Origin of the sequence: Paucibacter sp. PLA-PC-4 (assembly GCF_026241155.1) — a bacterium.
Taxonomy (GTDB): domain Bacteria; phylum Pseudomonadota; class Gammaproteobacteria; order Burkholderiales; family Burkholderiaceae_C; genus Roseateles_E.
The window spans coordinates 124,275-148,858 of sequence record NZ_JAPFGP010000007.1 but is presented as its reverse complement, the minus strand read 5'-3'; the positions used below and the strand labels follow the sequence as shown (position 1 = coordinate 148,858).

Here is a 24,584-nt window from a genome sequence, read left to right as displayed (position 1 = left end):
GCGCACCGGGGTCGCCGCACGCACGGGTTTGCGGTGACCCCGAGTCAATATGTCGGCACCACGACAACAGCCGCTTTTTGACGAATATTGCGAGCGGCGCCGCATCTGCGCATAATAGGTCGCTAGAGAGTTTTGCGGGCCCATGCCTATAATCGGCGCGTCCCCCATGCTTGAACTTGAAACCTAGCGAGGATTTGCAAAGATGGCATCACTCAAAGACCTGTTGGCTCAACGGGCCGCACTCGACGAACAAATCGCCCAAACCAAGGATCGCGAACGCGCCGATGCCGTTGCCAAGGTCAAGAGTTTGATGTCCGAATATGGCCTGACAGTTGCCGATCTGAGCGTGCGCACACCGAAGGCGGGCAAGACCTCCAAGGTGGCAGTCAAATACCGGAACCAGGCAACCGGGGAAACCTGGAGCGGTCGCGGTTTGCAGCCCAAGTGGCTGAAGGCAGCGATCGGCGGCGGCGCCAAGCTGGAAGATTTCAACGTCTGAGCCAAACCTGCTCAGTACGGCCGAGAATCTCGGCAAGTATTACCCGAGGCTGCCGCTAGGCAGCCTTTTTTGTTTTGAGGCGGGGTTTTCGAGCCATCTATTTGCGGGGGGCAAACTCAAGGCAGCCGGGCCGCCGCACTGCTAGCATCTTGCGGCCCTTGTCCCGGGGTCAGCACCCAGGGACCGAATCGCCACCTCCTCCCACAGGCGCCCATGCCCCAGTCGCCTTCCATTGCTGCAGCCCAAGCCTCGCCCCTGTGGTGGCAGGGCCGTGTGCCGTTCGCAGCCGGAGCGGCGCTGAGCATCGTTTTGCTGCTCAGCATGCCGACGCCGTCGCGGGCCAGCGATTGGCTGCCTGGCCTGGGCATCGCGGCCCTGGCGGTGTGCTTGTTGCTCGGCGCCCTGACGAGCCTGCGGCACCGCGAAACTCTGCGCTGGCGGGCGGCTCTGGCGGAGATAGCGGCTGAACGTGCCCAGTGGCAGCACAGCGCCGAGGAGCGCCAGCGCATGAGCGTCAGCTTGTTCCAGCATCTGCACGAGGGCCTGCTGGTCACCGATGCCGAGCATCGCGTGCTGGACGCCAATCCCAGTTACTGCCGGCTGATGGAGCTGCCGCGCGATGCCGTGTGCGGCCAGATAGCCGAGCCACTGACGCTCGAAAACCTGCGCCGCAGCGGCCACGACCCGCAGGCCTTGCGCCAGGCGCTGGTCAGGGATGGCCACTGGCAAGGTCTGCTGCAATGCCGACGTGGCAATGGCCAGAGCTGCCGGCTGCAACTCACGGTCTCGACAATTCCGGAGGCGGACGGCACGGTGCGTTTTCATGTGGTCACGGTCGCCGACGTGACCGAGCAGCTTCGCCAGCAAGACCTGCTGGCGCGCCAGACCCGGTTTGATGCGTTGACCGGTCTGCCCAATCACAGCGAGTTCAATCAGCGCATCGAGCTGGCTGTGCAGAGCAGCCGCCGCGAGGGATTCCTACTGTGCCTGTGCTGCCTGGATCTGGACCAGTTCAAAAGCATCAATGAACGGCTGGGAGCGGATGGCGGGGACGAGCTGCTCAAACAAGTCGCTGCGCGGCTGCAGGCCGCCTTGCGCAGCGGCCGTGAGTGGTCGGACGAGGTCGCCCGCCTGGGTGGCGATGAATTCGGCCTGCTGCTGCGCTGCCGCAACGTGGAGGAAGCGCAGCTCGCAGTCGAGCGGATACTCAATGTGCTTCGCGCGCCCTACCACCTGGACGGCCACCGGCAGGCGCTGGAACTCAGCGCCAGCCTCGGCGCGACGGTCTTCCCCCAAGACCACTCGGACGGCGAAACCCTGCAGCGCCATGCCGCCCATGCGCTCTATCGTGTCAAGCGATCGGGGCGCAATGGTTACCAGTTCTTCGATACCGAGAAGCGCCTGCGCAGCGACGCCCGGGTGCTGGCCCTGGGCCGTATGCAGCAAGCGCTGGACGGCAACGAGCTACAGCTCTACTACCAACCCAAAGTCGATATGCGGGCCGGCACGGTGCTGGGCGTCGAGGCCTTGCTGCGCTGGCAGCATCCGGAGCGCGGCCTGCTCGGGCCAGCCCATTTTTTGCCGGTGGTCGAGCAGACCGGCCTGGCGGTTCAGGTCGGCGACTGGGTGATCGAGCAGGCGCTCAAGCAGTCCAGCCAGTGGCTGGCCGCAGGCCTGAGTCTTCGCGTCAGCGTCAACGTCGCAGCCCGCCATCTGCAGGCCGATGACTTCGCTCAGCGCCTGAAGGAATTGCTGGCCCGGCACCGCGAGCCGCTGGCCGAGCACCTGGTGCTGGAGGTGCTGGAGTCGACCGCGCTGGCCGATATCGATGCCACCCAAGCCCTGATCCGGCGTTGCCGCGCCTTTGGCGTGCGTTTCGCGCTGGACGATTTCGGCACCGGCTACTCCAACCTGACCTATCTGAAGCACCTGCCGGTGGACACGCTGAAGATCGACCGCTCCTTCGTACAGAACATGCTGATTGACGATCAGGACAAGGCCCTGGTCGAGGGCGTGATCGGGTTGGCCCGCACCTTCGGCTACAGCGTGGTGGCAGAAGGGGTCGAAACCGCCTCGCATGCACGCGCGCTGCTGGCGCTGGGCTGCGACCATGGCCAGGGCAACGGCATCGCACTGCCGATGCCGGCCGAGCAGGTAGCGGACTGGGTGGCGCGCTTCGAGAAGAGCCCCGTGCTGGCCGGACGTCAGGAGCCGGTGCCAGGGCTGCACTAGACTCTCGCTGGTGATACCACCGGGCTTTATTCAGGACCTGCTCTCCCGCGTCGACATCGTCGAGGTGGTGGGGCGCCATGTCGAGCTCAAGAAGGCCGGCATCAACCACAAGGGGCTGTGCCCCTTTCACGGCGAGAAGTCGCCCAGTTTCACCGTCAGCCCGACGCGCCAGACCTACCACTGCTTTGGCTGCGGTGTCCATGGCAATGCCATTGGATTTCTGATGGAACACACCGGCGCCGGTTTTGTCGAGGCGGTGCAGGATCTGGCTCAACAAAGCGGCATGCAGGTGCCCGAGGACGATCGCTCGCCCGAAGAGCGCGAGCGCGCCGCGGCACAAAAAGTGCGCCAGGCTACCCTGACCGAGGTGTTGCAGCGCGCCAGCGACCACTACCGCGCCCAGCTCAAAAAGAGCCCGCGCGCTGTGGCCTATCTCAAGGGCCGCGGCCTGACCGGCCAGGTCGCCGCCCAGTTCGCGCTGGGCTATGCGCCCGAGGGCTGGCGTGCGCTGGCCAGCGCCTTCCCCAGCTATGACGACCCGCTGCTGGCGGAGTCCGGCATGGTGATCATCTCGGGCGAGGAAGGCGGCGAGCAAAAGCGCTACGACCGCTTCCGCGACCGCGTGATGTTCCCGATCCGCAATGTGCAGGGCGAGACCATAGGCTTTGGCGGCCGCATCCTCGACAAGGGCGAACCCAAATACCTGAACTCGCCCGAAACCCCAGTCTTCAGCAAGGGCCGCGAGCTCTACGGCTTGTTCGAGGCACGCACCGGACTGCGTCAGCGCGGCTATGCGCTGGTGGTCGAGGGCTATATGGATGTGGTGGCCCTGGCCCAGCATGGTTTCAACAATGCGGTCGCCACGCTGGGCACGGCCTGCACGGCCGAGCATGTGCAAAAGCTGTTCCGCTTTACCGAATCGGTGGTGTTCAGCTTCGACGGCGACGCCGCAGGTCGGCGCGCCGCAGGCCGCGCGCTGGAGGCAGCCCTGCCCCATGCCAGCGACACCCGCTCGGTCAAATTTCTGTTCCTGCCCACCGAGCATGACCCCGACTCTTATGTGCGTGACCTTGGCGCGGAGGCCTTCGAGCAATGCGTGGCCGAGGCAGTGCCGCTGTCGCGCCAGCTGCTGGAGACAGCAGCAGATGGCTGCGACCTGGGCAGCGCCGAAGGCCGCGCCCGCCTGCTGGCCAATGCCAAGCCGCTGTGGAATGCCTTGCCCCAAGGCCTTTTGAAGCGTCAGCTGCTGGGCGATCTGGCGCGCCGTGCGCAGCTCCCGGATCAGGAGCTGATGGGCTTGTGGCAAGCCGGCGGCAGCAGCGGCACCGGCAGCGGCAGCGGCAGCGGCAGCAGCAGCCACACCCGCAGCGAGCGCACCTTTGATGGCCCACCCGACGATGGCCCCCCGCCCGACTATGAACAGCGGTCCAGCCCAGCCAAGCCGGCACGGCGGGAATGGAAGAAGGACTGGAAGCCGTCGGGCAAAGGAGATTGGAAGCGCCGCGGCGAGCCGGTCGACGAGACGATGGGCACGCCACGGCGCCAGCCGATCTCGCCGACTGATCATGCGCTGCGCATGCTGCTGCTCAGCAGCGATTGGTGGGAGCGGCTGAGCCTCGATCAGCAGCAATTGCTGCATGAACTACCGGGCCGCCAGGGTGAGTTGATCAACTGGCTGGAACGATTCCTGGTCAACCATGGCGCAGCACCCTGGTCGGTACTGGAGGCGACGCTGCAGGCGGAGAATGGCCCAGTGGATCAGGCCCGCCGGCTCACCAGCAGCCTGTACGGCGAGGAAGAGCCGCAGTTCGAGGGTTTGCAGCATGTGCTGCGCCAGCTCCAAATCGACGCGCTCGCCAAACAAATTCAGGCCCTGATCGCCAGCAACCCGCAGGGCGAGCAGCTGCGCGAGATTGCCCGCCTGCGCCAGGAAATCGATCAGCTCAAAAAGGCCATGCTGGTTAGCTCCGGCTGAAGACCGGCGGAAGTTCTGCCGATTTAGCCTATAATTAAGGGTTTTCGCGCGCGTCAAGAGTGACGGCAGCCACTTCCGGTCCCGGCCACCCATCGAAAATGGGCACCCATTGAGGTATCAAGGCCACCTTAACCGCCAAGAGCTGCAATCTCAAACGTTCACGCCAGCTTGCACGCGCCACGGTCCGCCCCATCTTGCTCTCAAGGCAGGATGGCCGAACCGCCTGAATGCCGCTTGGGCCACGCTTTGCTTGAATGCAATGTACGGGGCCCCAGGCGGCCGCTGCATTGCTCCGCCCAACACCGACCCGAGGATTTGCATGACTGCCAAGAAGACCGCGACCAAGGCTAGCGCCACCGAGGCTGACGACATCAAGAAGCCCGCTGCCAAGGCAGCCAAGGCCGTGAAAGCCGCGGCCACCGCTGGCGCGGACGACAAGCCCAAGCGCGGTCGCAAGCCCAAGGCCGCCACGGAGACCAAGAAAGCCACTGCGGCCGAGGTCGAGGAGGTTGATCTGTCTGACCTCGAGGCCGATCTCGAGGGCGAACCTGAAGCCGAGGCCGAGGTCGAAGAGGCGGGTGAGGATAAGCCCAAGGCCAAGCCGCTGCGCATGAAGGTCAGCCGCGCCAAGGAGCGCGCGCTGATGCGTGAATTCGGTCTGGACGAGACGGCGCTGACCGAGGAAGAAGTCGCCAAGCGTCGCCATGAGCTGAAGACCCTGATCAAGATGGGTAAGACGCGTGGTTTCTTGACCCATCAAGAAATCAACGACCACCTGCCCGAGAAGCTGGTCAGCGAGGAAATCCTCGAGGCCATCATCTCCATGCTCAACGACATGGGCATTGCGGTCTATGAGCAGGCGCCCGACGCCGCCACGCTGCTGATCTCTGGCAACACCACCAGCACCGCCACCGAAGAAGAAGCCGAAGAAGCCGCCGAAGCCGCGCTGTCGACGGTGGACTCTGAATTCGGCCGCACGACCGACCCGGTGCGCATGTACATGCGCGAGATGGGCACGGTCGAGCTGCTGACCCGCGAAGGCGAAATCGAGATCGCCAAGCGCATCGAAGGCGGCCTGCAGGCCATGATGCTGGCGATCTCGGCCTCGCCGACCACGATCGCCCACATCTTGGAGTTCTCCACCAAGATCCGCGCCGGCGAGATGACCATCTCCGAGGTGGTGGACGGCTTCGTCGCCGCCGATGAGGCCGATGACTATGTGGCCGAGGAAGACTTCGACGAATTCGACGAAGAGGACGATGACGACGGCAATGGCGGCTCCAAAGCCCTGACCAAGAAGCTCGAGGAGCTGAAGAACGCCGCCCTGGTCAAGCTCGACTCGCTGTCGAGCAACTTCGACAAGATGCGTAAGGCCTTCGAGAAGGATGGCTACAAGTCTGCCTCCTACAACAAGGCCCAGCTGGCCATCAGCCAGGAGCTGATGACCATCCGCTTCACAGTCAAGACCATCGAGAAGTTGTGCGATCTGCTGCGCTCGCAGGTCGATGATGTGCGCCGCTACGAGCGCGAGCTGCGCAAGATCGTGGTGGACAAGTGCGGCATGCCGCAAGAGCACTTCATCAAGACCTTCCCGCCCAATGCGCTGAACCTGCAATGGGCCGAGAAGGAAGTGGCCGCCGGCAAGCCCTACTCCACCATTCTGGCGCGCAATCTGCCGCCGGTGCAGGAGTTGCAGCAGAAGTTGATCGACATCCAGGCCCGGGCCGTCGTGCCCATCGAGGACCTGAAGGACATCAACAAGAAGATGAACGAGGGCGAGAAGGCCTCGCGCGACGCCAAGAAGGAAATGATCGAGGCCAATCTGCGCCTGGTGATCTCGATCGCGAAGAAGTACACCAACCGCGGCCTGCAGTTCTTGGACCTGATTCAGGAAGGCAATATCGGCCTGATGAAGGCGGTGGACAAGTTCGAATACCGTCGCGGCTACAAGTTCTCGACCTACGCGACCTGGTGGATCCGTCAGGCCATCACCCGCTCGATCGCCGACCAGGCGCGGACCATCCGCATCCCGGTGCACATGATCGAGACGATCAACAAGATGAACCGGATCTCGCGCCAGCATCTGCAGGAATTCGGCTTCGAGCCGGATGCGCCGACCCTGGCCGAGAAGATGGAGATCCCCGAGGACAAGATCCGCAAGATCATGAAGATCGCCAAGGAGCCGATCTCGATGGAAACCCCCATCGGCGACGACGACGACTCCCATCTGGGCGACTTCATCGAGGACACCAACAACACCGCGCCGATCGAGGCCGCGATGCAGGCCGGTCTGCGCGATGTGGTGAAGGACATCCTCGACTCTTTGACCCCGCGCGAGGCCAAGGTGCTGCGCATGCGCTTCGGCATCGAGATGAGCACGGACCACACGCTGGAAGAAGTCGGCAAGCAGTTCGACGTGACCCGCGAGCGCATCCGCCAGATCGAAGCCAAGGCTATCCGCAAACTCAAGCACCCGAGCCGCTCGGACAAGCTGCGCACCTATCTCGACAACCTCTGAGGCGTCCCTCGCCGCAGCAGCCAAGGCCGGAGCCACCCTCCGGCCTTTTTTGCGCCTCTCGCACCGCTTGGGGACTTCTCGGCGTTTATGCGGCGATCAAGCACAACAGGGCGCGGCTACACTGAGAATTAATTCACAACTCCCCCGCCAGCACTCATGACCCATATCCGGGAACGCACCGTTTTGTTTGCCGACTTGCGCGGCAGCACGGCGCTTTTCGAGACCCTGGGCAATGCCGAGGCGACTTCGGTGGTCACCCACACGGTCAGCCTGATCGGGCAGGCGGTAGACGAGTGCGGCGGCAATTTGATCAAGACGCTTGGCGACGGCCTGATGGCGGTCTTCGACTCGCCGCGCAACGGGGTCAAGTCGGCGATGCGCATGCACGAGCTGCTCGAGCGCGTGGTCTCGCGCGGCAAGCAGCACGGTGCGTCGCCGGGGCTGCGGGCGCTGCGCATGCAGGTGGCGCTGGCGCGCGGCGAGGTGGTCGAGATGAGCGGCGACTGCTTCGGCGATGCCGTCAATGTCGCCGCCCGGCTGCTCGACCATGCCGGCGACAACGAGACCCTGATTACCGCCGAGGTCCTGTCCGGCCTGCCCAGCGCGCAAAAACTGCGCTTTCGCAGCCTGGACCTGATCGCGGTGCGTGGCCGCGCCGAGCCGGTCCATGTCCATGTGCTGGACCAGCCGACGCAGGGCGATATGGCGGCCACCCAGTTCGGCGAGGTCATCCATGCCTCGACCGAGCCCGACGGCATCCGCCTGATCTGGCTGGACCTGGACCGCGTCTTCGACATCGACAGCATGCCAGTCATCCTCGGCCGCAGTGTGCAGGCCACCTACTGCATCACCGACGGCCGAGTGTCGCGCTCGCATGCGCGCATCGACTGGCATGGCGGCTCCTTCTCGCTGACCGACCTCAGCTACAACGGCACGTTCGTGCGCTTTGGCAGCGCCGGCGAGACGCTGAGTCTGCGCCGCGGCAGCTGCACCCTGCACGGCAGCGGCGTGATCGGCCTTGGAAGCCCGCCGGTCGACGCACTCTCCCCCTCGGTACGTTTCGAGATCCTGCACTTCGCCGACACCGAACCCCTGGCCAGCGGCGGCCGGCGTTCGATCGGCTGACCCCCCCATTCTCCATGCCTTATCGAGTCGAAGCGAGCTTCAGCCATGGCAGCGCGGCCAAGACCGCGCTGCTGTTCTGCAATCTGGGCACCCCCGATGCACCCACCGCAGCGGCAACGCGACGTTATCTCGCGCAGTTCCTCAGCGACCCGCGCGTCGTCGAGATCCCCAAGCTGGTCTGGCAGCTGATCCTGCACGGCATCATCTTGCGGGTGCGCCCGGCCAAGTCTGCGGCCAAGTACGCCACCGTCTGGATGCCCGAGGGCTCGCCGCTGAAGGTCTGGACCGAGCGCCAGGCCAAGCTGCTGCAGGGCTATCTCGGCGAGCGAGGCCACAATGTCAGCGTTCGCTACGCGATGCGCTACGGCGCGCCGGCAATCGCCGACGTGCTCAGCGAGCTGCGCAGCGAGGGCGTCAGCCGCGTGCTGGTGCTGCCGGCCTACCCGCAGTATTGCGCGGCGACCACGGCCAGCGTGATCGACGATGTGGCGCGCTGGTCGCTGCAAACCCGCCATCTGCCCGAGCTGCGCTTCATCAATCGCTACCACGACGACCCCGCTTATATCGAGGCCCTGGCCGCCAGCGTCAAAGCCCATTGGGCCGCCAACGGCCGACCCGAACTGCTGATGATGAGCTTTCACGGCATGCCGGCCCGCACTCTGGCCCTAGGCGACCCTTACCACTGCGAATGCCTGAAGACCGGTCGCCTGCTGGCCCAGGCGCTGGGTTTGAGCAAGGACCAGTACCTGGTCACCTTCCAGAGTCGTTTCGGTAAGGCCCGATGGCTGGAGCCCTACACCGAGCCGACCCTGAAGGCGCGCGCTGCAGCCGGCCTCAAGAAAGTGGACCTGATCTGCCCCGGTTTCAGCGCCGATTGCCTGGAAACGCTAGAAGAAATCGCCCAGGAGGCAAGAGATGCCTTCCTCAGCGCCGGCGGCCGTGAATTCGCCTACATCCCCTGCCTCAACGACAGCCCGGCCGGCATGTCCATGCTGGCCGACCTGGCCGAACGGCATCTGCAGGGCTGGCCAACCCGGCAGACCGCCGACGCCGACGCGCTAGCCCGCCAGCGCGAGGCCGCGCTGGCGGCGGGCGCCAAGGATTAGACCCACGAGGCCCAGCAGCAGCATGGCCCAGGTCTGCGGCTCGGGGACCGGCTGCGCGTTGAAGGCGGCCCCGTCTGCAGCGCTGAAGCTGAAGTTGCTGATGACATAGGCATCTGCCTGGGCGCTGAACTGCACGCCCTCGAAGCTCTGATCAGCCAGCGCCACCATGCCGCCAGCGCCGTCGCTGTGGCCGAGAAAGGTGTCGATCTCGAAGCGGCCGCTGCTCTGGAAGGCGTTGGGGTTTGTCGCGCCGAGGAAGCGGAATTCGACCGCCATCGCCCCCAGCGCCACCGCGCCACCGAACACCACCACATCGGTCAGATAGCCGCCCGCGCCGTCATCCTCGACCTCGAGAATCATGCGACTGCCGGACATCGCGCTGAAGTTGCCGTTGAGTTTTAGCGTGCCCGGCGAGTTGCCGGGACAGAAGATGCCGTGATTGACGACATTGCCGCTGATGCTGCCGCTGCCGCACAAAAACCCCTTGCTGCCGATCACGATGTCCTGGGCCGTCAGCGAGCTGTCGATCAGCACCATGGTGGCGGTGCCGCCGTCAACATCACCGGTAGTGGTCTTGTTTCGCCCCACGCCGACCCAGCCAGCAGTGACGCTGGAGCCCTCGGAGACGATCAGGGTGCCGTCGCCGCCGGCAAAGCGGCCGAGATAGAGATTGCCGCCCGTATTGTCCAGCTCGCTGGCGCCGCGCATGCGCATGAAACCGCTACCCTCGCGTCCGATGGTCACGCCACCCAGGCCGGGCTGAGCCTCGACAACAATCCGGGAAGCGCCCGCCAGGGCCAGGCTGCCCTCGCCGCCGGGGAAGGCCCCACTGCCGCCCAGGCTCAGGCCCGCGCCGGCGCTGCCCATATTGCTCAGCGTCACCAGGCTGGCGTTGTCGATCGAGGCCACGCCGATGCCAGCGCCGGTGCCAACGGTCAAAAATCCGCCGGACAGGTTGCCGGCGCTCTGCTGCCCCGACAACAGCAATTGCCCGCCATTGAGCTTGAGCACACCGACCCCGCCGCTGCGTCCCACGCCCAGCCCGATTGCGCTGACCAAGGCCTGATTGTTGACGCTCAGCTGGCCGGTGCTCTGCGCACCGATGCCGACGCCGATGAATGTGTCCGTGCCGCTGAGCCGAATCTGCGAGCCGGCGCCGCTGACCGTGGCAGTGCCATGACCACCCGGCGTGTTGTCGTTGAAGCCACCGATGATCAACGAGGTGCTGCGGCGGTCGTTCGGGGTCGAGACTGCTGAGCCCTGCAGCAGCAACTTGCCGCCATCGGTGATATTCAAGGTGCCGCTGCCGTCGCGACCCACCCGCATCACCGGATTCGGCGACTCGCCCTGCCCGCCGCCAGGCAGCACCGAGATTGACTCCATCAACAGCATCGAATCCGGGCCGTCGATGTTCAGCGTGCCGGCCGAATTGGCATCGCGGCCCAGATTCAGGGACAGCCCCGGCAGGCCCTGCGCGGCCAGCAGATGGATGCGTCCGCCCGCCCCTACGTTCACCTGGCCGTAGCCGCCATTGCGACCGATATCCAGCCCAGCGCCTGACGCCGTGCCATTGGCTGCGGCAGAAGCCGTGCCATTGACCAGCAGCTCCGAGCCGGTCCCCTGGACGCTCAATTGGCCCAGCGCCCCGTCACGGCCGACGCCGACATAGAACATGCCGCTGGCCCGGCCGCCCGCCTCAATGGCAAGGTTGCCGCTTCCGGCCGCCCCGCTGCGGGCGACGTTCAACACGCCGGCATCGCCGGTGAACAAGATGCTGGAGCCGGAGCCGCTGACGACCATGTCGCTGCGTCCGCCGCCTGTGCTCAGCCCGACCGAGCTGAACAGGCCGTCCCGGCCCTCGATCAGCAACTGGCCGCCATTGCGAATGGCTACCGAAGCCCAGGCGTTGCGGTGCGTGCCCAGCGCGAAAAACCCTCCGGTGTCCTCCAGGGTGCCGCCGCTGATGCGCCAGACCGAGCCCGGGCCGTCGATGAGGGCGTCGGCGAAGCTGCGCTCGCTGCCCAGCGGGCTGCTGCCGCCCGGCCCCACGCCCAGCGTGGCGCTGTCGGTCAGCAACGATGCACCGTCCAGCACCTTGACCGTGCCGCTGCTGCTGGCACCCGGCGTGCCGAAGGTGAAGCCGTCGATCGGCGGGCGGAACACGGCGAGTCCGCCGACGATAAATCCGCGCAAGAAGGAGGCCGAGGAGCCCGCACCGGTGACCGTGAAGCGGCCGGTCGAGCCGGCGGCATTGCCGATGAAGCTGTTGCAGAAGTGGTTCACGCCCAGGCAGGCGTTGGCATTGGCGCGGCCGTCCAGCACTGCACCGCCGGAGATGGTCATCGCGCCCAGCCCCCAGGCGCCGACCTCGAAGCGGTTGAGCACGCTGTCGGAGAAGCCGTCGCCGGTCAGCTCGATGCGGCTGTCCGCTCCGTCCAAATAGGCCCAGCCGCTGCCGTCCCCGTTGCCGCCAGGGCCCAGCAGGAGGCTGCCGGTGCGCAGCAAGCTGCCACCGCCCACATCGAGGCGGCCGTAAGCGCTGGCGCCCACATAAAGCCCGCTATTTCCCAGGTCTGTATTGCCGGGGCCGATGGGCAGATTGAGCGGGCCGGTGGAGACGGTCCCGAGGGTCGTGATGTCGGCCCGAAGCGGCGCATGCGCCCCCAGAACCAAGAGGGCCACGACCGCCAGAGGCCGCAGGGTGGAGGGAACACGGCAATGCTGCATAACCGGACCTCAGGCGCCGTGAAGCGACGCTCACGGCACCCGAGTATCCTCTCGGCCCGTCACAGTGCATCCTCCAACCATTCGAGGCCTGAAACCGGAATCAGGGACTTCAGCCGCGGCCGCGGCTCCAGCGCAGCAGCCGCGGCAGCACCAAGATCAGTGCGACCAAGATCAGCAGGCCCAGCGACATCGGCCGCTCGATGAAGACGCTCCAGCTGCCGCCGCCGATCGACACCGCATTGCGCATCTGCGCTTCGGCCAACGGGCCCAGAATCATGCCCACCACGACAGGTGCGGTCGGAAAGTCGAAGCGCCGCATCACCACGCCCAGCAGGCCGATGGCCAGCATCAGGTAGAGGTCAAACGCGCTCTGGCGCATGCCGTAAACGCCCACCGTCGCGAAGATCAAGATGCCGGCATAGAGCTGGGGCTTGGGAATCTTCAACAGCTTCACCCACAGGCCCACCATGGGCAGGTTCAGCACCAAGAGCATCACGTTGCCGATGTACAGCGAGGCGATCAGTGCCCAGACCAGCGTGGACGAGGTCTGGAACAACTGTGGGCCGGCCTGGATGCCGTAGTTCTGCAGTGCCGACAGCAAGATGGCGGCGGTCACCGAGGTCGGAATGCCCAGCGTCAACAGCGGCACCAGAGTGGCGGTCACAGCCGAATTGTTGGCGGCCTCCGGGCCGGCCACGCCTTCGATCGCACCGCTCGTGCCGAACTCGTCCTTGTGCTTGGACAGTTTGCGTTCGGTCGCATAGCTCAGAAAGGTCGGGATCTCCGAGCCACCCGCAGGGATGGTGCCAAAGGGAAAGCCGATGAAGGTGCCGCGCAGCCAAGCCGGCCAGGAGCGGCGCCACTCGCTGCGGCTCATATGCACCGAGCTCATCTTGTTGAGTTCCTGGGTGCTACGACCCTCGTAGAGCGCGTTGTAGAGCGTCTCGCCGACTGCAAACAGGCCCACCGCGACCAGCACCACCTCGATGCCGTCCATGAACTCGGGGATGCCCATCGTGTAGCGCACCTGGGCGGTGATCTGGTCCAGCCCGATCAGGCCCATCGCCAAGCCGATGAAGAGAGCCGTCATGCCGCGTAAGGTGCTCTTGCCCAGCACCGCGCTAACGGTGGTAAAGGCCAGCAGCATCAGGCAGAAGTACTCTGGCGGGCCGAGCTGCACGGCAAAGTCGGCCAGCACCGGCGCGAACAGTGTGACCAGCACGGTGGCGATGGTGCCCGCAACGAAGGAGCCAATCGCGGCCGTGGCCAGCGCGGCGCCCGCGCGGCCGCTCTTGGCCATCTTGAAGCCTTCCAGCGCCGTCACCATCGTGCCGGTTTCCCCGGGGGTATTGAGCAAGATGGAGGTGGTCGAGCCGCCGTACATCGCGCCGTAGTAGATGCCGGCGAAGAAGATCATCGAGGCCGTCGGCTCTACCTGCGAGGTGATCGGCAACAGCATCGCCACCGTCACCGCCGGGCCAAGGCCCGGCAGCACGCCGATGGCCGTGCCTAGTGCGCAGCCGACAAAAGCCCACAGCAGGTTGATCGGAGTGCCGGCGGTCGCGAAACCGCCCAGCAGGTTGTTCCAGAGATCGAGCATGGTCTAGTCCTCAGAGCCAGCCGCTGGCCGTCAGGCCAGGCAGATTGATGGCCAGCAGCTTGGTGAACAGCCAGAACACCGGTGCAGCGATCAGCATGCCAGTTACGCCATCGACCAGTATCTGGCGCGCACCGCCACCGGCCTTGCCCTCGGACATGCGCATGCCGCGCACCGCCAGCGTGAAGCACAGCGTGCAGGCCAGAATGAAGCCCAGGCTGGTGATGAGGCTGGCATTGGCGATAACGCCACCCACTACCCAGGCTGCCGAGCGCCAGTCGCCGCGCTCGGCGCCCGAGGGCTCGTCCATCTGGCGGTAGCCGCCGCTTTGGGCTTCCCAGATCAGCCAGGCGCCGCAGATCAGCAGCACCACCGCGACCACCCAGGGCAATGCGTTCGGGCCGACGCCTGCATAGCCGGCGTCCGAGGAGATGAAGGTCGCGCCATAGGCCATCACGGCACCGACCAGCAATGCGCCGACGCCGACCAAGCTTTGATGCAGGGACTTGTTTTGGGGTGAGTCAGCCATCGGCCACTCCATATGAAACGGGGGCCGGCCACGGGCAGCCAGCCCCTCGCAGACAGCGGTCAGACCGCTCAGATCATGCCGGACTTGACCATGGTGGCGCGCAGGCTGGCGAACTCGCGATCGACGAAGTCCTCGAACTCCTTGCCGGCCATCACGGCGGGCGTCCAGCCGTTCTTCTCCAGCGCCTCGGCCCAGGCCTTGCTCTTGGTGGCCTTGATCACCATATCGGTCAGGGCCTTGCGCTGCTCGGGCGTGATGCCCGGGGGCGCGTAGACGCCTCGCCAGTTGCCGATCTCGACGTTGTAGCCCATCTCCTTGAGCGTCGGGATGTCCAGGCCCTTGAGCCGGGTGGCCGAGGTCACCGCGATCGCGCGCATCTTGCCGCTCTCGATGTACTGCTGGAACTCGCTGTAGCCGCTGCCGCCGACCGTGACATTGCCGCCCAAGATGGCGGCCGTGGCCTCACCACCGCCGCGGAAGGGCACATAGTTGATCTTGGCCGCATCAACGCCGGCCTCGCGCGCCAGCATCGCTGCCGCGATGTGTTCGGTGGCACCGCGCGAACCGCCGCCCCACTTGACGCTGGCCGGGTCTTTCTTCATCTGCTCGACCACGTCCTTCATGGTCTTCAGGGGCGAGCTGGCCGGCAGCACGAAGACGTTGTACTCGCTGGTCAGGCGCGCGATCGGTGTCGCCTGGGTCAGGCTGACCGGCGGCTTGCCAGTGATCAGGCCGCCCAGCATCACCGCGCCCATCACCATCAGCGAATTCGGGTCGCCCTTGCTGGCGTTGACGAACTGGGCCAAGCCGATGGCGCCGGCCGCGCCGCCCTTGTTCTCGAAGGTGACCGAGGAGGCCACGCCAGCGTCCTGCAAGGCCTTGCCCAGCGCGCGGCCGGTACTGTCCCAGCCGCCACCCGGGTTGGCCGGCACCATGATCTTCAGATTGGCAGCAGCGCGGGCCGACAGCGGCAGCGCGCCGGCGGCGGCCAGGGCGGCCAGGGACTTCAGAAAGACGTCACGACGCATGGTCTTGTCTCCTATTGTGGTTTGAGTGAACAGTGGTGATCGTCGCTGTCAAGGCTGTCAGTCCGCTGTCGCGGAACCTAGGGAAAATGCTAGGCTCGCGCCCCATGAAACTGCTTCTAGTTGAGGACGACCCGGCGATGCAGCTGAGCCTGACGCGCAGCTTTGAGCGCCGCGGCCTGCAGGTGCAGGCGGTCGGCGACGGGCTCAAGGCGCTGGAGCGCTGGGGGCAATGGCGGCCCGACGTCGTGGTGCTGGACCTGAGCCTGCCGGGGCTGGACGGACTGGATGTGCTGGCCCGCGCGCGCGCCGACGGCCTGAAGACCCCAGTGTTGATACTGACCGCCCGCGGCACGGTCGGCGACCGCATCCTCGGCCTGAATGTCGGCGCCGACGACTACCTGCCCAAACCCTTCGATCTGGACGAGCTGATGGCACGCATCCAGGCCCTGGGTCGGCGCAGCGGGGTCAGTCCGGCGCCGCAGCGCCAGACCGCCTTTTGCGGCATGCAGCTGGACGGGGACAACGGCGCGGTGTACTTCGAGGACCAGGTGCTGGAGTTGACGCCGCGCGAGAGCGCGCTGCTGCGCGCACTGCTGGCACGGCCGGGCCATGCCATCGCCAAGGAGCGATTGTTCGAGCTGGTCTTCCCGGGCGAGCTGGACGTGCAGTTGGAAGCCATCGAGGTGGTGGCCTATCGGCTGCGCAAGCGCATCGCCCATACCGGCGCGCAACTGGTGACGCTGCGCGGCCTGGGCTACTTGCTGAAGGCCGGCGCATGAGGCGGCCCCACCGGCCCTCCTCGCTGCGGCGGCGCCTCACCCTTGGCATTTTGCTGCCGGTGGTCGCGCTGATCGCATTCAACAGCTGGAGCCTCTACCAGCAGGCCTTGCGCGCCGCCGACACCGCCTACGACCGCACCCTGCTGGCCTCGGCGAAATCGATTGGCGAGCTGCTGGAGGTCACCTCGGACGGCAGTCGAGCCCAACTGCGCGCAACCGTGCTGTACTCGGCGCTGGAGCCCTTCGAGGCCGACAACCGCAGCCGCATCTTCTACCGCGTCAGCGGCTTCGACGGCGAGATGGTGTCCGGCTTCGAAGACTTGCCGCCCTGGCACGGCAAGCTGCCGGCCAAGAGCCCTTACGCCGCCTTGGTGGCCTTCTACGACGACCACTATCGCGGCGAGCCGATTCGCGTCGCGGTGCTGCTGCAGCCGGTGGCCGGCATCGCCGGCCAAGGCATGGCGACCATCCAGGTGGCCGAGACATTGGAGCTGCGCCACACGCTGGCCCAGCAGATACTGACCGAAACCCTGTGGCGCCAGGCCCTGCTGGTGCTGGTGATCGTGATCGTCGTCGTGCTGGTGGTGCAGCGCGCCACGCTGCCGGTGCGTCGGCTCTCGGCCCAGCTGCGCGAGCGCACTGAGGGCGATCTGTCGCCGGTGGATGCGCCCGACGCACCGCGCGAGTGGCAGCCTCTGGTCGATGCGACCAATCAAGTGGTGGCTCGGCTGAAGGCCTTGCTGGAGCACCAGAAGCGCTTCGTGCGCGACGCCTCGCACCAGTTGAAGACGCCGCTGGCGGTGCTGAAGACTCAGGTGCAGAGCGCCCGCCAGGGTGATGTCGAGCCGCTGCAAGCGCTGGCAGAGATCGACACCACGGTGGCGCGCGCCACCCAGGTCGCCAACCAGATGCTCGCGCTGGCCAAGGTCGAGCAGCTGCGCCACCAGGTCGAGGCTATGCCGGTGCAGGACTGGGCCGAGGTGACGCGGGCGGTGGCGCTGGATGTGGCGCCGCTGATCGCCGAGCAGCAGCTGGACTTCGATATCGAGACCCAGGCAGCGCCGATACGCAGCCATGAATGGGCCTTGCGCGAGCTGACCCGCAACCTGATCCACAACGCCATCCACCACACACCGATCGGTGGGCGGCTGCATATCCGGCTGCTGGTCGACGCCCGGGTCGCGGTGCTGACCGTGGCCGATTCCGGCCCCGGCCTGAGCGCCGCCCAGCAGACCCAGCTGTTCCTGCCCTTTGCGGCTGGCGATCCGCGCAAGGGCTCGGGCCTGGGGCTGGCGATCTGCCATGAGATCGTGCAATCGCTGGCCGGCAGCATCGAGCTGAACAACCGGATCGATGGGCAGGCGGTCAGCGGCCTGGACGCCCGTGTGCGGCTGCCTCTGGCCGGCTGAGCGACATCGCGGCTGGATAAAATCGCGCGATGAGACAACAGGAACAAGCCGCTGCCGGGTTGCGCTTGGACAAATGGCTGTGGGCGGCGCGCTTTTTCAAGACCCGCGCTCTGGCGGTCGAGGAGATCGGCAAGGGCCGGGTCCTGATCAATGGTCAGGCCGCCAAGGCCTCGCGTGAGCTCAAGCTGGGTGACCGCGTGCGGCTGCGCCAGGGCGTGGTCGAGCGCGAAGTTTGGGTGCGCGGGCTTAGCCACATCCGCGGCCCGGCGCCGCAAGCCCAGGCCCTCTATGAAGAAACGCCGGAAAGCCTGCTGCTGCGCGAGCGCGCGGCCGAGGCGCGCCGGCTCGCGCCGGAACCGGCCCAGACCATCGCCCAAGGCCGGCCAACCAAGCTGGACCGGCGCCGTCTGGCTGACTGGGACCGCTGGTCAGCCACGGCCGAGGACCCGGATCTGGACTAACTCGGGTTTTTCCGGACATCCCGGCGACAATCCCCCTCTTGAAATCCAGGACAAAGCGCCCATTTGAGCGCGATTGCTTCTCTTGCCACCATGACTACCGACAACGCCCCTACCCCCCAAGAAGTCCCGGTCGAGCAGGCCGAGGCCGCCAGCCCCGAGGCCAAGCTGGCCGAACTGGAAGCCCGTCTGGCCGAGATGTCGGACGCCTACCTGCGCGCCAAGGCCGAGGTTGAGAACATCCGCCGCCGCTCGGAAGACGAGATGACCAAGGCGCGCAAGTTCGCCGTCGAAGGCTTTGCCGAAGCCATGCTGCCGGTGATGGACAGCATGGAAGCGGCCATCGCGATGCCCGAGGCCAAGGTTGAGACCGTGCTGGAGGGCGTGCATGCCACGCGCCGCCAGCTCGCCGCCGCGCTGGAGCGCAACAAGGTCATCGAGATCAATCCGGCCCCCGGCAGCAAGTTCGATCCGCACCAGCACCAGGCCATCTCGATGGTGCCGGCCGAGCAAGAAGCCAACACGGTCGTGATGGTGCTGCAAAAAGGCTACTCGATTGCCGAGCGCGTGCTACGCCCCGCGCTGATCACGGTCGCAGCACCCAAGTAATTCACAGGCCGCTGCCCCTTGAAAAGCAGCGACTTATCCACATTTCATCTTCAGTCAACGCTCAGCAAATCGCCATCGGCGAATTGAGCGAGAACCAAGCAATTTCAGGAGTCACACATGGGAAAGATCATCGGTATTGACCTGGGCACGACGAACTCGTGCGTCTCGGTCATGGAAGGCAACACGACGCGTGTGATCGAGAACGCCGAAGGCGCTCGCACCACGCCGTCCATCATTGCTTACCAGGAAGATGGCGAGATCCTGGTCGGCGCCTCGGCCAAGCGTCAGGCCGTCACCAACCCGAAGAACACCATCTACGCGGTGAAGCGCTTGATCGGCCGCAAGTTCACCGAGAAGGAAGTTCAGAAGGACATCGACCTGATGCCCTACACCATCGCGGCGGCCGACAACGGCGACGCCTGGGTGGAAGTGCGCGGAAAGAAGCTGGCACCGCCCCAGGTCTCAGCCGAGATCCTGCGCAAGATGAAGAAGACCGCCGAGGACTATCTCGGCGAGGAAGTGACCGAGGCCGTGATCACGGTGCCGGCCTACTTCAACGACGCCCAGCGCCAGGCCACCAAGGACGCCGGCCGCATCGCCGGACTGGACGTCAAGCGCATCATCAACGAGCCCACTGCTGCAGCCCTGGCCTTCGGCCTGGACAAGCATGGCAAGGGCGACCGCAAGATCGCCGTCTATGACCTGGGCGGCGGCACCTTCGACGTCTCCATCATCGAGATCGCCGATGTCGACGGCGAAATGCAATTCGAGGTGCTGTCGACCAATGGCGACACCTTCCTGGGCGGCGAAGATTTCGACCAGCGCATCATCGACTACATCGTCACCGAGTTCAAAAAGGAACAGGGCGTCGATCTGACCAAGGACGTGCTGGCCCTGCAGCGACTGAAGGAAGCCGCCGAGAAGGCCAAGATCGAGCTGTCGAACTCCTCGCAGACCGATGTCAACCTGCCCTACATCACGGCCGACGCGTCGGGTCCGAAGCACCTGAACATCAAGCTGACCCGCGCCAAGCTGGAGTCGCTGGTGGAAGAGCTGATCGAGCGCACCATCGCCCCCTGCCGCACCGCGATCAAGGACGCCGGTGTCGCCGTGTCCGCCATCGACGATGTGATTCTGGTCGGCGGCATGACCCGCATGCCCAAGGTGCAGGAGAAGGTCAAGGAGTTCTTCGGCAAGGAGCCGCGCAAGGACGTCAACCCCGATGAGGCCGTGGCCGTCGGTGCCGCGATCCAGGGCCAGGTGTTGGGCGGCGAGCGCAAGGACGTGCTGCTGCTGGACGTGACGCCGCTGAGCCTGGGCATCGAGACCCTGGGTGGCGTGATGACCAAGATGATCGCGAAGAACACGACCATCCCAACCAAGTTCAGCCAGACCTTCTCGACCGCCGACGACAACCAGCCCGCCGTGACCATCAAGGTGTTCCAGGGCGAGCGCGAGCTGGCCTCGGGCAACAAGAGCCTGGGCGAATTCAATCTGGAAGGCATCCCGCCAGCACCGCGCGGCACGCCGCAGATCGAGGTCAGCTTCGACATCGATGCCAACGGCATCCTGCATGTCGGCGCCAAGGACAAGGGCACCGGCAAGGAAAACAAGATCACCATCAAGGCGAACTCGGGCCTGTCGGAAGCCGAGATCGAGAAGATGGTCAAGGACGCCGAGGCCAATGCGGTCGAGGACAAGAAGAAGGTCGAGCTGGTGCAGGCCAAGAACCAGGCCGACGGCATGGTGCACAGCGTGCAGAAGTCGCTGGCCGAGCATGGCGACAAGCTCGACGCCGCCGACAAGGAGAAGATCGAGGCCGCCATCAAGGACGTTGAAGAAGCCATCAAGGGCGACGACAAGGCCGCGATCGAAGCCAAGACCGAGACCCTGATGACGGCCAGCCAGAAGCTCGGCGAAAAGATGTACGCCGATGCCCAGGGCGCCGAAGCGGCCGCCGCTGCCGCCACCGGCGCGGCCGAGCAGCCGCAGGCCGCTCAAGCCTCTGCGTCCAAGCAGGCGGCCGACGACAATGTGGTCGACGCCGAGTTCAAGGAAGTCAAGGACAGCAAGTAAGTCCAGCAGGGTGCGCCGGACCAGAGTCCGGTGCTGTCGCCGCGCCGCAGCCTCAAAAGCGCGTCGCGGCGCTGTTGTTTAAGCAATGTGATTTTTGGCTCGGAACCCGCCCATGGCAAAGCGCGACTATTACGAAATCCTCGGTGTGGCCAAGACCGCCACCGAGGACGAGATCAAGAAGGCCTACCGCAAGCTGGCCATGAAGCACCACCCCGACCGCAATCAGGGCGAGGGTGCAAAGAAGGCCGAGGAGCAGTTCAAGGAGGCCAAGGAAGCCTACGAGATGCTGTCGGATGCGCAAAAGCGCGCCGCCTATGACCAGTACGGCCATGCCGGCGTCGACCCCAACCGCGGCGGTGGCCCCGGTGCGGAAGGCTTCGGCGGCTTTGCCGAGGCCTTTGGCGACATCTTCGGCGACATCTTCGGCGGCCAGCAAGGTGGCGGCCGGCGTGCGGGTGGCGGCCAGCAGGTCTATCGCGGCAGCGATCTGTCCTACGCGATGGAGATCACGCTGGAAGAGGCCGCGCGCGGCAAGGAAACCCAGATTCGCATTCCCAGCTGGGAAGGCTGCGAGACCTGCAGCGGCACCGGCGCCAAGCCTGGCACCAGCGCCAAGAGCTGCGGCTCCTGCAATGGTTCGGGCACGGTGCACATGCGCCAGGGCTTCTTCAGCATCCAGCAGACCTGCCCGCATTGCCACGGCACCGGCAAGATCATTCCTGACCCCTGCACGGCTTGCAACGGCCAGGGCAAGGTCAAGAAGAGCAAGACGCTCGAGGTCAAGATCCCGGCCGGCATCAACGAGGGCATGCGCATCCGCTCGGCCGGCAATGGCGAGCCCGGCGTCAATGGCGGGCCGGCCGGCGATCTCTACATCGAGATCCGCATCAAGCAGCACGAAATCTTCGAGCGCGACGGCGACGATCTGCATTGCACGATGCCGGTGGCGATCACCACGGCGGCACTGGGCGGCAGCATCGAAGTGCCGACCCTGGGCGGCAAGGCCGAGATCGAGCTGCCCGAGGGCACGCAACATGGCAAGACCTTCCGCCTGCGCGGCAAGGGCATCAAGGGCGTGCGCTCCAGCTACCCGGGCGATCTGTACTGCCACATCAGCTTGGAGACACCGGTCAAACTGACCGAGCACCAGCGCAAGCTGCTCAAGGAGCTAGACAAGAGCCTGCGCGACGGCGGTGAGCGCCACTCGCCCAATGCCAAGAGCTGGACCGACCGTGTCAAGGACCTGTTCAAGTAGTCAGAACAGCGTCTGCTGAGCCTGTGACCGGCCGTCTGCGGGCGGCCGGAACTGGCTCAGATCCACGACGCGGCGCTCGCGCCCCAAGCCCAGGCGTTCGCATGCCTTGCGCAGCCGTTGCTGCATCAGCTGGGCCCACAGACCCTCACCGGTCATGCGGGTACCGAAGCGGGCGTCGTTGTCGCGTCCGCCGCGCATATCGCGCAGCCTTGCCATCACCCGCGCGGCGCGCTCCGGGTAGTGGCGCTGCAGCCACTCCTGGAACAGCGGATTGACCTCCCAAGGCAGGCGCAGCGGAATGCTGAAGGCACTGCTCGCGCCAGCCTCGGCAGCGGCCTCCAGAATGCGCTCGAGCTCCGGCTCGTTCAGAAATGGGATCAGCGGCGAGACGCTCACCCCGACCGGCACGCCCGCCTCAGCCAGGGCCCTGATCGTGCGCAAGCGCCGCTGCGGCGCGGCAGCACGCGGCTCCATCAGCCGCGCCAACTGCGGGTCCAGGGTGGTGATCGACACATAGACCGAGGCCAGGCCGCGCGCTGCATGCGGCGCGATCAGGTCCAGGTCGCGCTCGACGCCCGATGACTTGGTGACCAGCGAAAACGGGTGACGGCATTCGCTCAGCAGCGCGATCAGGCCGCGCGTGAGACCCAGGCGCCGCTCTACCGGCTGGTAGGCGTCGGTGGCCGTTCCCAGTACCAGGGACAGCGGCCGGTATCCCGGCTTGCTCAGCTCGGCATGCAGGCGCTCCACCGCATTGACCTTGGCGATGATCTTGGTCTCGAAGTCCAGGCCCGGCGACAGGTTCAAATAGCTGTGGGTCGGCCGGGCAAAACAGTAGATGCAACCATGCTCACAACCCCGGTAGGGATTGATCGAGCGATCGAAGCTGATGTCGGGCGACTGGTTGCTCGAGAGGATGCTGCGCGCGCGCTCCTCAATGATCTCGGTCTGCGGCGCGAGATGCTCTTGTGCGGCGAACTGGTCCAGCGTGCCCCAGCCATCATCGAAGACCTCGCGCTCGGCGCGCTCGAAACGGTGGGCGATCTGCCAGGCGCTGCCGCGCCCCTTCTGGACGGTCGCTTGACTCGGGGCGGGCTGCTTGATTGACATACTGTTAATTTATACAGTATGCCGTTGCTTGTCGAGGGGATGTTCAGTAGTCGTCGCCGCCGGGGCTGACATAGCCGGGCGCCAGGTTCTCGAACTTGGTGTGCTGGCGCGCAAAGGCCAGCTTGACCGTGCCCACAGGGCCATTGCGCTGCTTGGCGATGATGATCTCGGCGACACCGGGCTCCTTGCATTCGTCCTTGGTGTAGTACTCGTCGCGGTAGATGAACATGATGATGTCGGCATCCTGCTCGATGGCGCCGGACTCACGCAGATCGGACATCATCGGGCGCTTGTCGGGCCGGGTTTCGACCGAGCGGTTCAGCTGCGACAGCGCGATGACCGGGCACTTGAGCTCCTTGGCTAGCGCCTTCAGGCCGCGCGAGATCTCGCCGATCACGGTGGCACGGTTTTCCTCATTGCCGCCGTTGCCGCTCATCAGCTGCAGATAGTCGATGATGATGAGGCCGAGCTGGCCGCTGATGCGGGCCTGGCGGCGCGCACGCGCCCGCACCTCGCTGGGCGACAGGCCGGGGCTTTCGTCGATGTAGATATGGGCCTTGCCGAGCTTGTCGACTGCCTCGGACAAGCGGCCCCATTCGTCGTCGGCCAGCCGGCCCAGGCGCAGACGGCTTTGGTCGATACGCCCGACCGAGCCCACCATACGCAGAGCGAGCTGGGCCGCGCCCATTTCCATCGAGTAGATAACGACCGGCAGTCCTTCGTTGATCGCGACGTTCTCGCCGATGTTGACGACGAAGGCGGTCTTGCCCATCGAGGGACGCGCGGCCAGGATGATCAGGTCGCCGGGCTGCAGGCCGGCGGTCATATTGTCGAGGTCGTAGAAACCGGTACGCACGCCGGTCACGTCTTCGGCGCCGTTCTCGGCCAGCTCGTTGACGCGGTCGATCAAGGCGACGACCAGGTTGTCCATACTCTGGAACCCCTGGCCGCTGCGATTGCCTTCCTCATTGATGCGAAAGATCTTGCCCTCGGCCTCATCGACGATGTCCTTGACCGCCCGCCCTTGCGGATTGAGCGCCGCGCTGGCGATCTCGTCGCTGGCGCTGACCAGCTTGCGCAGCACCGCGCGCTCGCGCACGATTTCTGCATAGCGACGCAGATTGCCGGCGCTCGGCACGCTTTGCGCCAGATCGTTCAGATAGGCCAGGCCGCCGCAGTCCTGGGCCTTGCCCAGCGAGGTCAATTCCTCGAACACCGTCACAACGTCTGCCGGCTTGCCGGCATTGATCAGCTTGCCGATCGAGGCATAGATCTGCTTGTGCTCGTAGCGGTAGAAGTCGGCGTCGGTCAACATGTCGCCGGCGCGGTCCCAGGCCGTGTTGTCGATCAACAGACCGCCGAGCACGCTTTGCTCGGCTTCGACCGAGTGCGGCGGCACGCGCAGGCGGGCCACTTCGTCATCGTGACCGCCGGGAGTAGGAGCGGAGGAGAAGATCGCAGACATGGCGGTTTCAGGGCTCTGTGGATAAAGCTGTGCAAAAGCGCTGAATAGCGGATGAACAACTCATCCGCCCAGAAGGCAAAAAGCCGA

Annotated in this window: 18 protein-coding genes; 12 read left to right on the top strand and 6 right to left on the bottom strand. The window is 65.6% G+C overall.

Annotated elements, in window-relative coordinates:
- Positions 1-202: 202 nt before the first annotated feature.
- The 6 genes from OOZ63_RS12775 to hemH all read left to right on the top strand — a co-directional run bounded on the left by OOZ63_RS12775 (position 203) and on the right by hemH (position 9,455).
- Complete coding sequence (locus tag OOZ63_RS12775) at positions 203-499, top strand: H-NS histone family protein (RefSeq protein ID WP_266005876.1); 297 nt, start codon at positions 203-205, stop codon at positions 497-499.
- Positions 500-712: 213 nt separating this feature from the next.
- Positions 713-2,731, top strand: coding sequence for a putative bifunctional diguanylate cyclase/phosphodiesterase (locus OOZ63_RS12770; protein ID WP_266005875.1), 2,019 nt, complete (start codon positions 713-715; stop codon positions 2,729-2,731).
- 7 nt (positions 2,732-2,738) lie between these two features.
- Positions 2,739-4,706, top strand: coding sequence for a DNA primase (dnaG, locus tag OOZ63_RS12765; protein WP_266006051.1), 1,968 nt, complete (start codon positions 2,739-2,741; stop codon positions 4,704-4,706).
- Positions 4,707-5,025: 319 nt separating this feature from the next.
- Entirely contained in the window at positions 5,026-7,224 is a 2,199-nt protein-coding gene (gene rpoD, locus OOZ63_RS12760) for an RNA polymerase sigma factor RpoD (protein WP_266005874.1), read from the top strand.
- Positions 7,225-7,380: 156 nt separating this feature from the next.
- A complete protein-coding gene (locus tag OOZ63_RS12755) occupies positions 7,381-8,349 on the top strand; it encodes an adenylate/guanylate cyclase domain-containing protein (RefSeq protein WP_137941802.1) in 969 nt (322 codons plus the stop codon).
- A 14-nt stretch (positions 8,350-8,363) separates the two neighbouring features.
- Positions 8,364-9,455, top strand: a complete 1,092-nt coding sequence (gene hemH, locus OOZ63_RS12750) for a ferrochelatase (RefSeq protein ID WP_266005873.1) — start codon at positions 8,364-8,366, stop codon at positions 9,453-9,455.
- Here the strand turns inward: hemH and OOZ63_RS12745 are convergent.
- The 4 genes from OOZ63_RS12745 to OOZ63_RS12730 form a co-directional block, all read right to left on the bottom strand.
- Entirely contained in the window at positions 9,408-12,137 is a 2,730-nt protein-coding gene (locus OOZ63_RS12745) for a PEP-CTERM sorting domain-containing protein (RefSeq protein ID WP_266005872.1), read from the bottom strand. The two genes, hemH and OOZ63_RS12745, sit on opposite strands and share 48 nt — an antisense overlap.
- 154 nt (positions 12,138-12,291) lie before the next feature.
- Positions 12,292-13,782 carry a tripartite tricarboxylate transporter permease gene (locus OOZ63_RS12740; protein ID WP_266005869.1) on the bottom strand — a complete coding sequence of 497 codons (1,491 nt, stop codon included), beginning with the start codon at positions 13,780-13,782 and terminating at the stop codon, positions 12,292-12,294.
- Between the two features lie 10 nt (positions 13,783-13,792).
- The gene (locus OOZ63_RS12735) at positions 13,793-14,308 is read right to left on the bottom strand and encodes a tripartite tricarboxylate transporter TctB family protein (RefSeq protein ID WP_266005867.1); all 516 of its coding nucleotides are present in this window, start codon (positions 14,306-14,308) and stop codon (positions 13,793-13,795) included.
- Between the two features lie 68 nt (positions 14,309-14,376).
- The gene (locus OOZ63_RS12730; protein ID WP_137941797.1) at positions 14,377-15,336 is read right to left on the bottom strand and encodes a Bug family tripartite tricarboxylate transporter substrate binding protein; all 960 of its coding nucleotides are present in this window, start codon (positions 15,334-15,336) and stop codon (positions 14,377-14,379) included.
- A gap of 104 nt (positions 15,337-15,440) precedes the next feature.
- Between OOZ63_RS12730 and OOZ63_RS12725 the strand changes: the two genes are divergently transcribed.
- From OOZ63_RS12725 to dnaJ, 6 genes are all read left to right on the top strand, one after another.
- A complete protein-coding gene (locus OOZ63_RS12725) occupies positions 15,441-16,115 on the top strand; it encodes a response regulator transcription factor (RefSeq protein WP_266005865.1) in 675 nt (224 codons plus the stop codon).
- Positions 16,112-17,524: a sensor histidine kinase gene (locus tag OOZ63_RS12720; RefSeq protein WP_266005863.1), complete on the top strand. Its 1,413-nt coding sequence runs from the start codon at positions 16,112-16,114 to the stop codon at positions 17,522-17,524. The genes OOZ63_RS12725 and OOZ63_RS12720 overlap by 4 nt, the downstream gene beginning before the upstream one ends.
- Before the next feature lie 29 nt (positions 17,525-17,553).
- Positions 17,554-17,985, top strand: a complete 432-nt coding sequence (locus tag OOZ63_RS12715) for an RNA-binding S4 domain-containing protein (protein ID WP_266005862.1) — start codon at positions 17,554-17,556, stop codon at positions 17,983-17,985.
- 90 nt (positions 17,986-18,075) lie between these two features.
- On the top strand, positions 18,076-18,591 hold the full coding sequence (gene grpE, locus OOZ63_RS12710; protein ID WP_266005861.1) for a nucleotide exchange factor GrpE: 516 nt from the start codon (positions 18,076-18,078) through the stop codon (positions 18,589-18,591).
- 117 nt (positions 18,592-18,708) lie between these two features.
- Positions 18,709-20,667 (top strand): molecular chaperone DnaK, encoded by a 1,959-nt coding sequence (gene dnaK, locus OOZ63_RS12705; protein WP_266005860.1) that lies wholly within the window; start codon positions 18,709-18,711, stop codon positions 20,665-20,667.
- A 112-nt stretch (positions 20,668-20,779) separates the two neighbouring features.
- Positions 20,780-21,922, top strand: coding sequence for a molecular chaperone DnaJ (gene dnaJ / locus OOZ63_RS12700; RefSeq protein WP_266005859.1), 1,143 nt, complete (start codon positions 20,780-20,782; stop codon positions 21,920-21,922).
- On the opposite strand, the gene OOZ63_RS12695 is transcribed toward dnaJ, so the two are convergent.
- Together OOZ63_RS12695 and dnaB are read right to left on the bottom strand one after the other, a co-directional pair.
- Positions 21,923-23,032 carry a PA0069 family radical SAM protein gene (locus OOZ63_RS12695; protein ID WP_266005858.1) on the bottom strand — a complete coding sequence of 370 codons (1,110 nt, stop codon included), beginning with the start codon at positions 23,030-23,032 and terminating at the stop codon, positions 21,923-21,925. It abuts the gene before it with no gap.
- Positions 23,033-23,075: 43 nt separating this feature from the next.
- Complete coding sequence (dnaB, locus tag OOZ63_RS12690) at positions 23,076-24,497, bottom strand: replicative DNA helicase (protein WP_266005857.1); 1,422 nt, start codon at positions 24,495-24,497, stop codon at positions 23,076-23,078.
- Positions 24,498-24,584 lie beyond the last annotated feature (87 nt).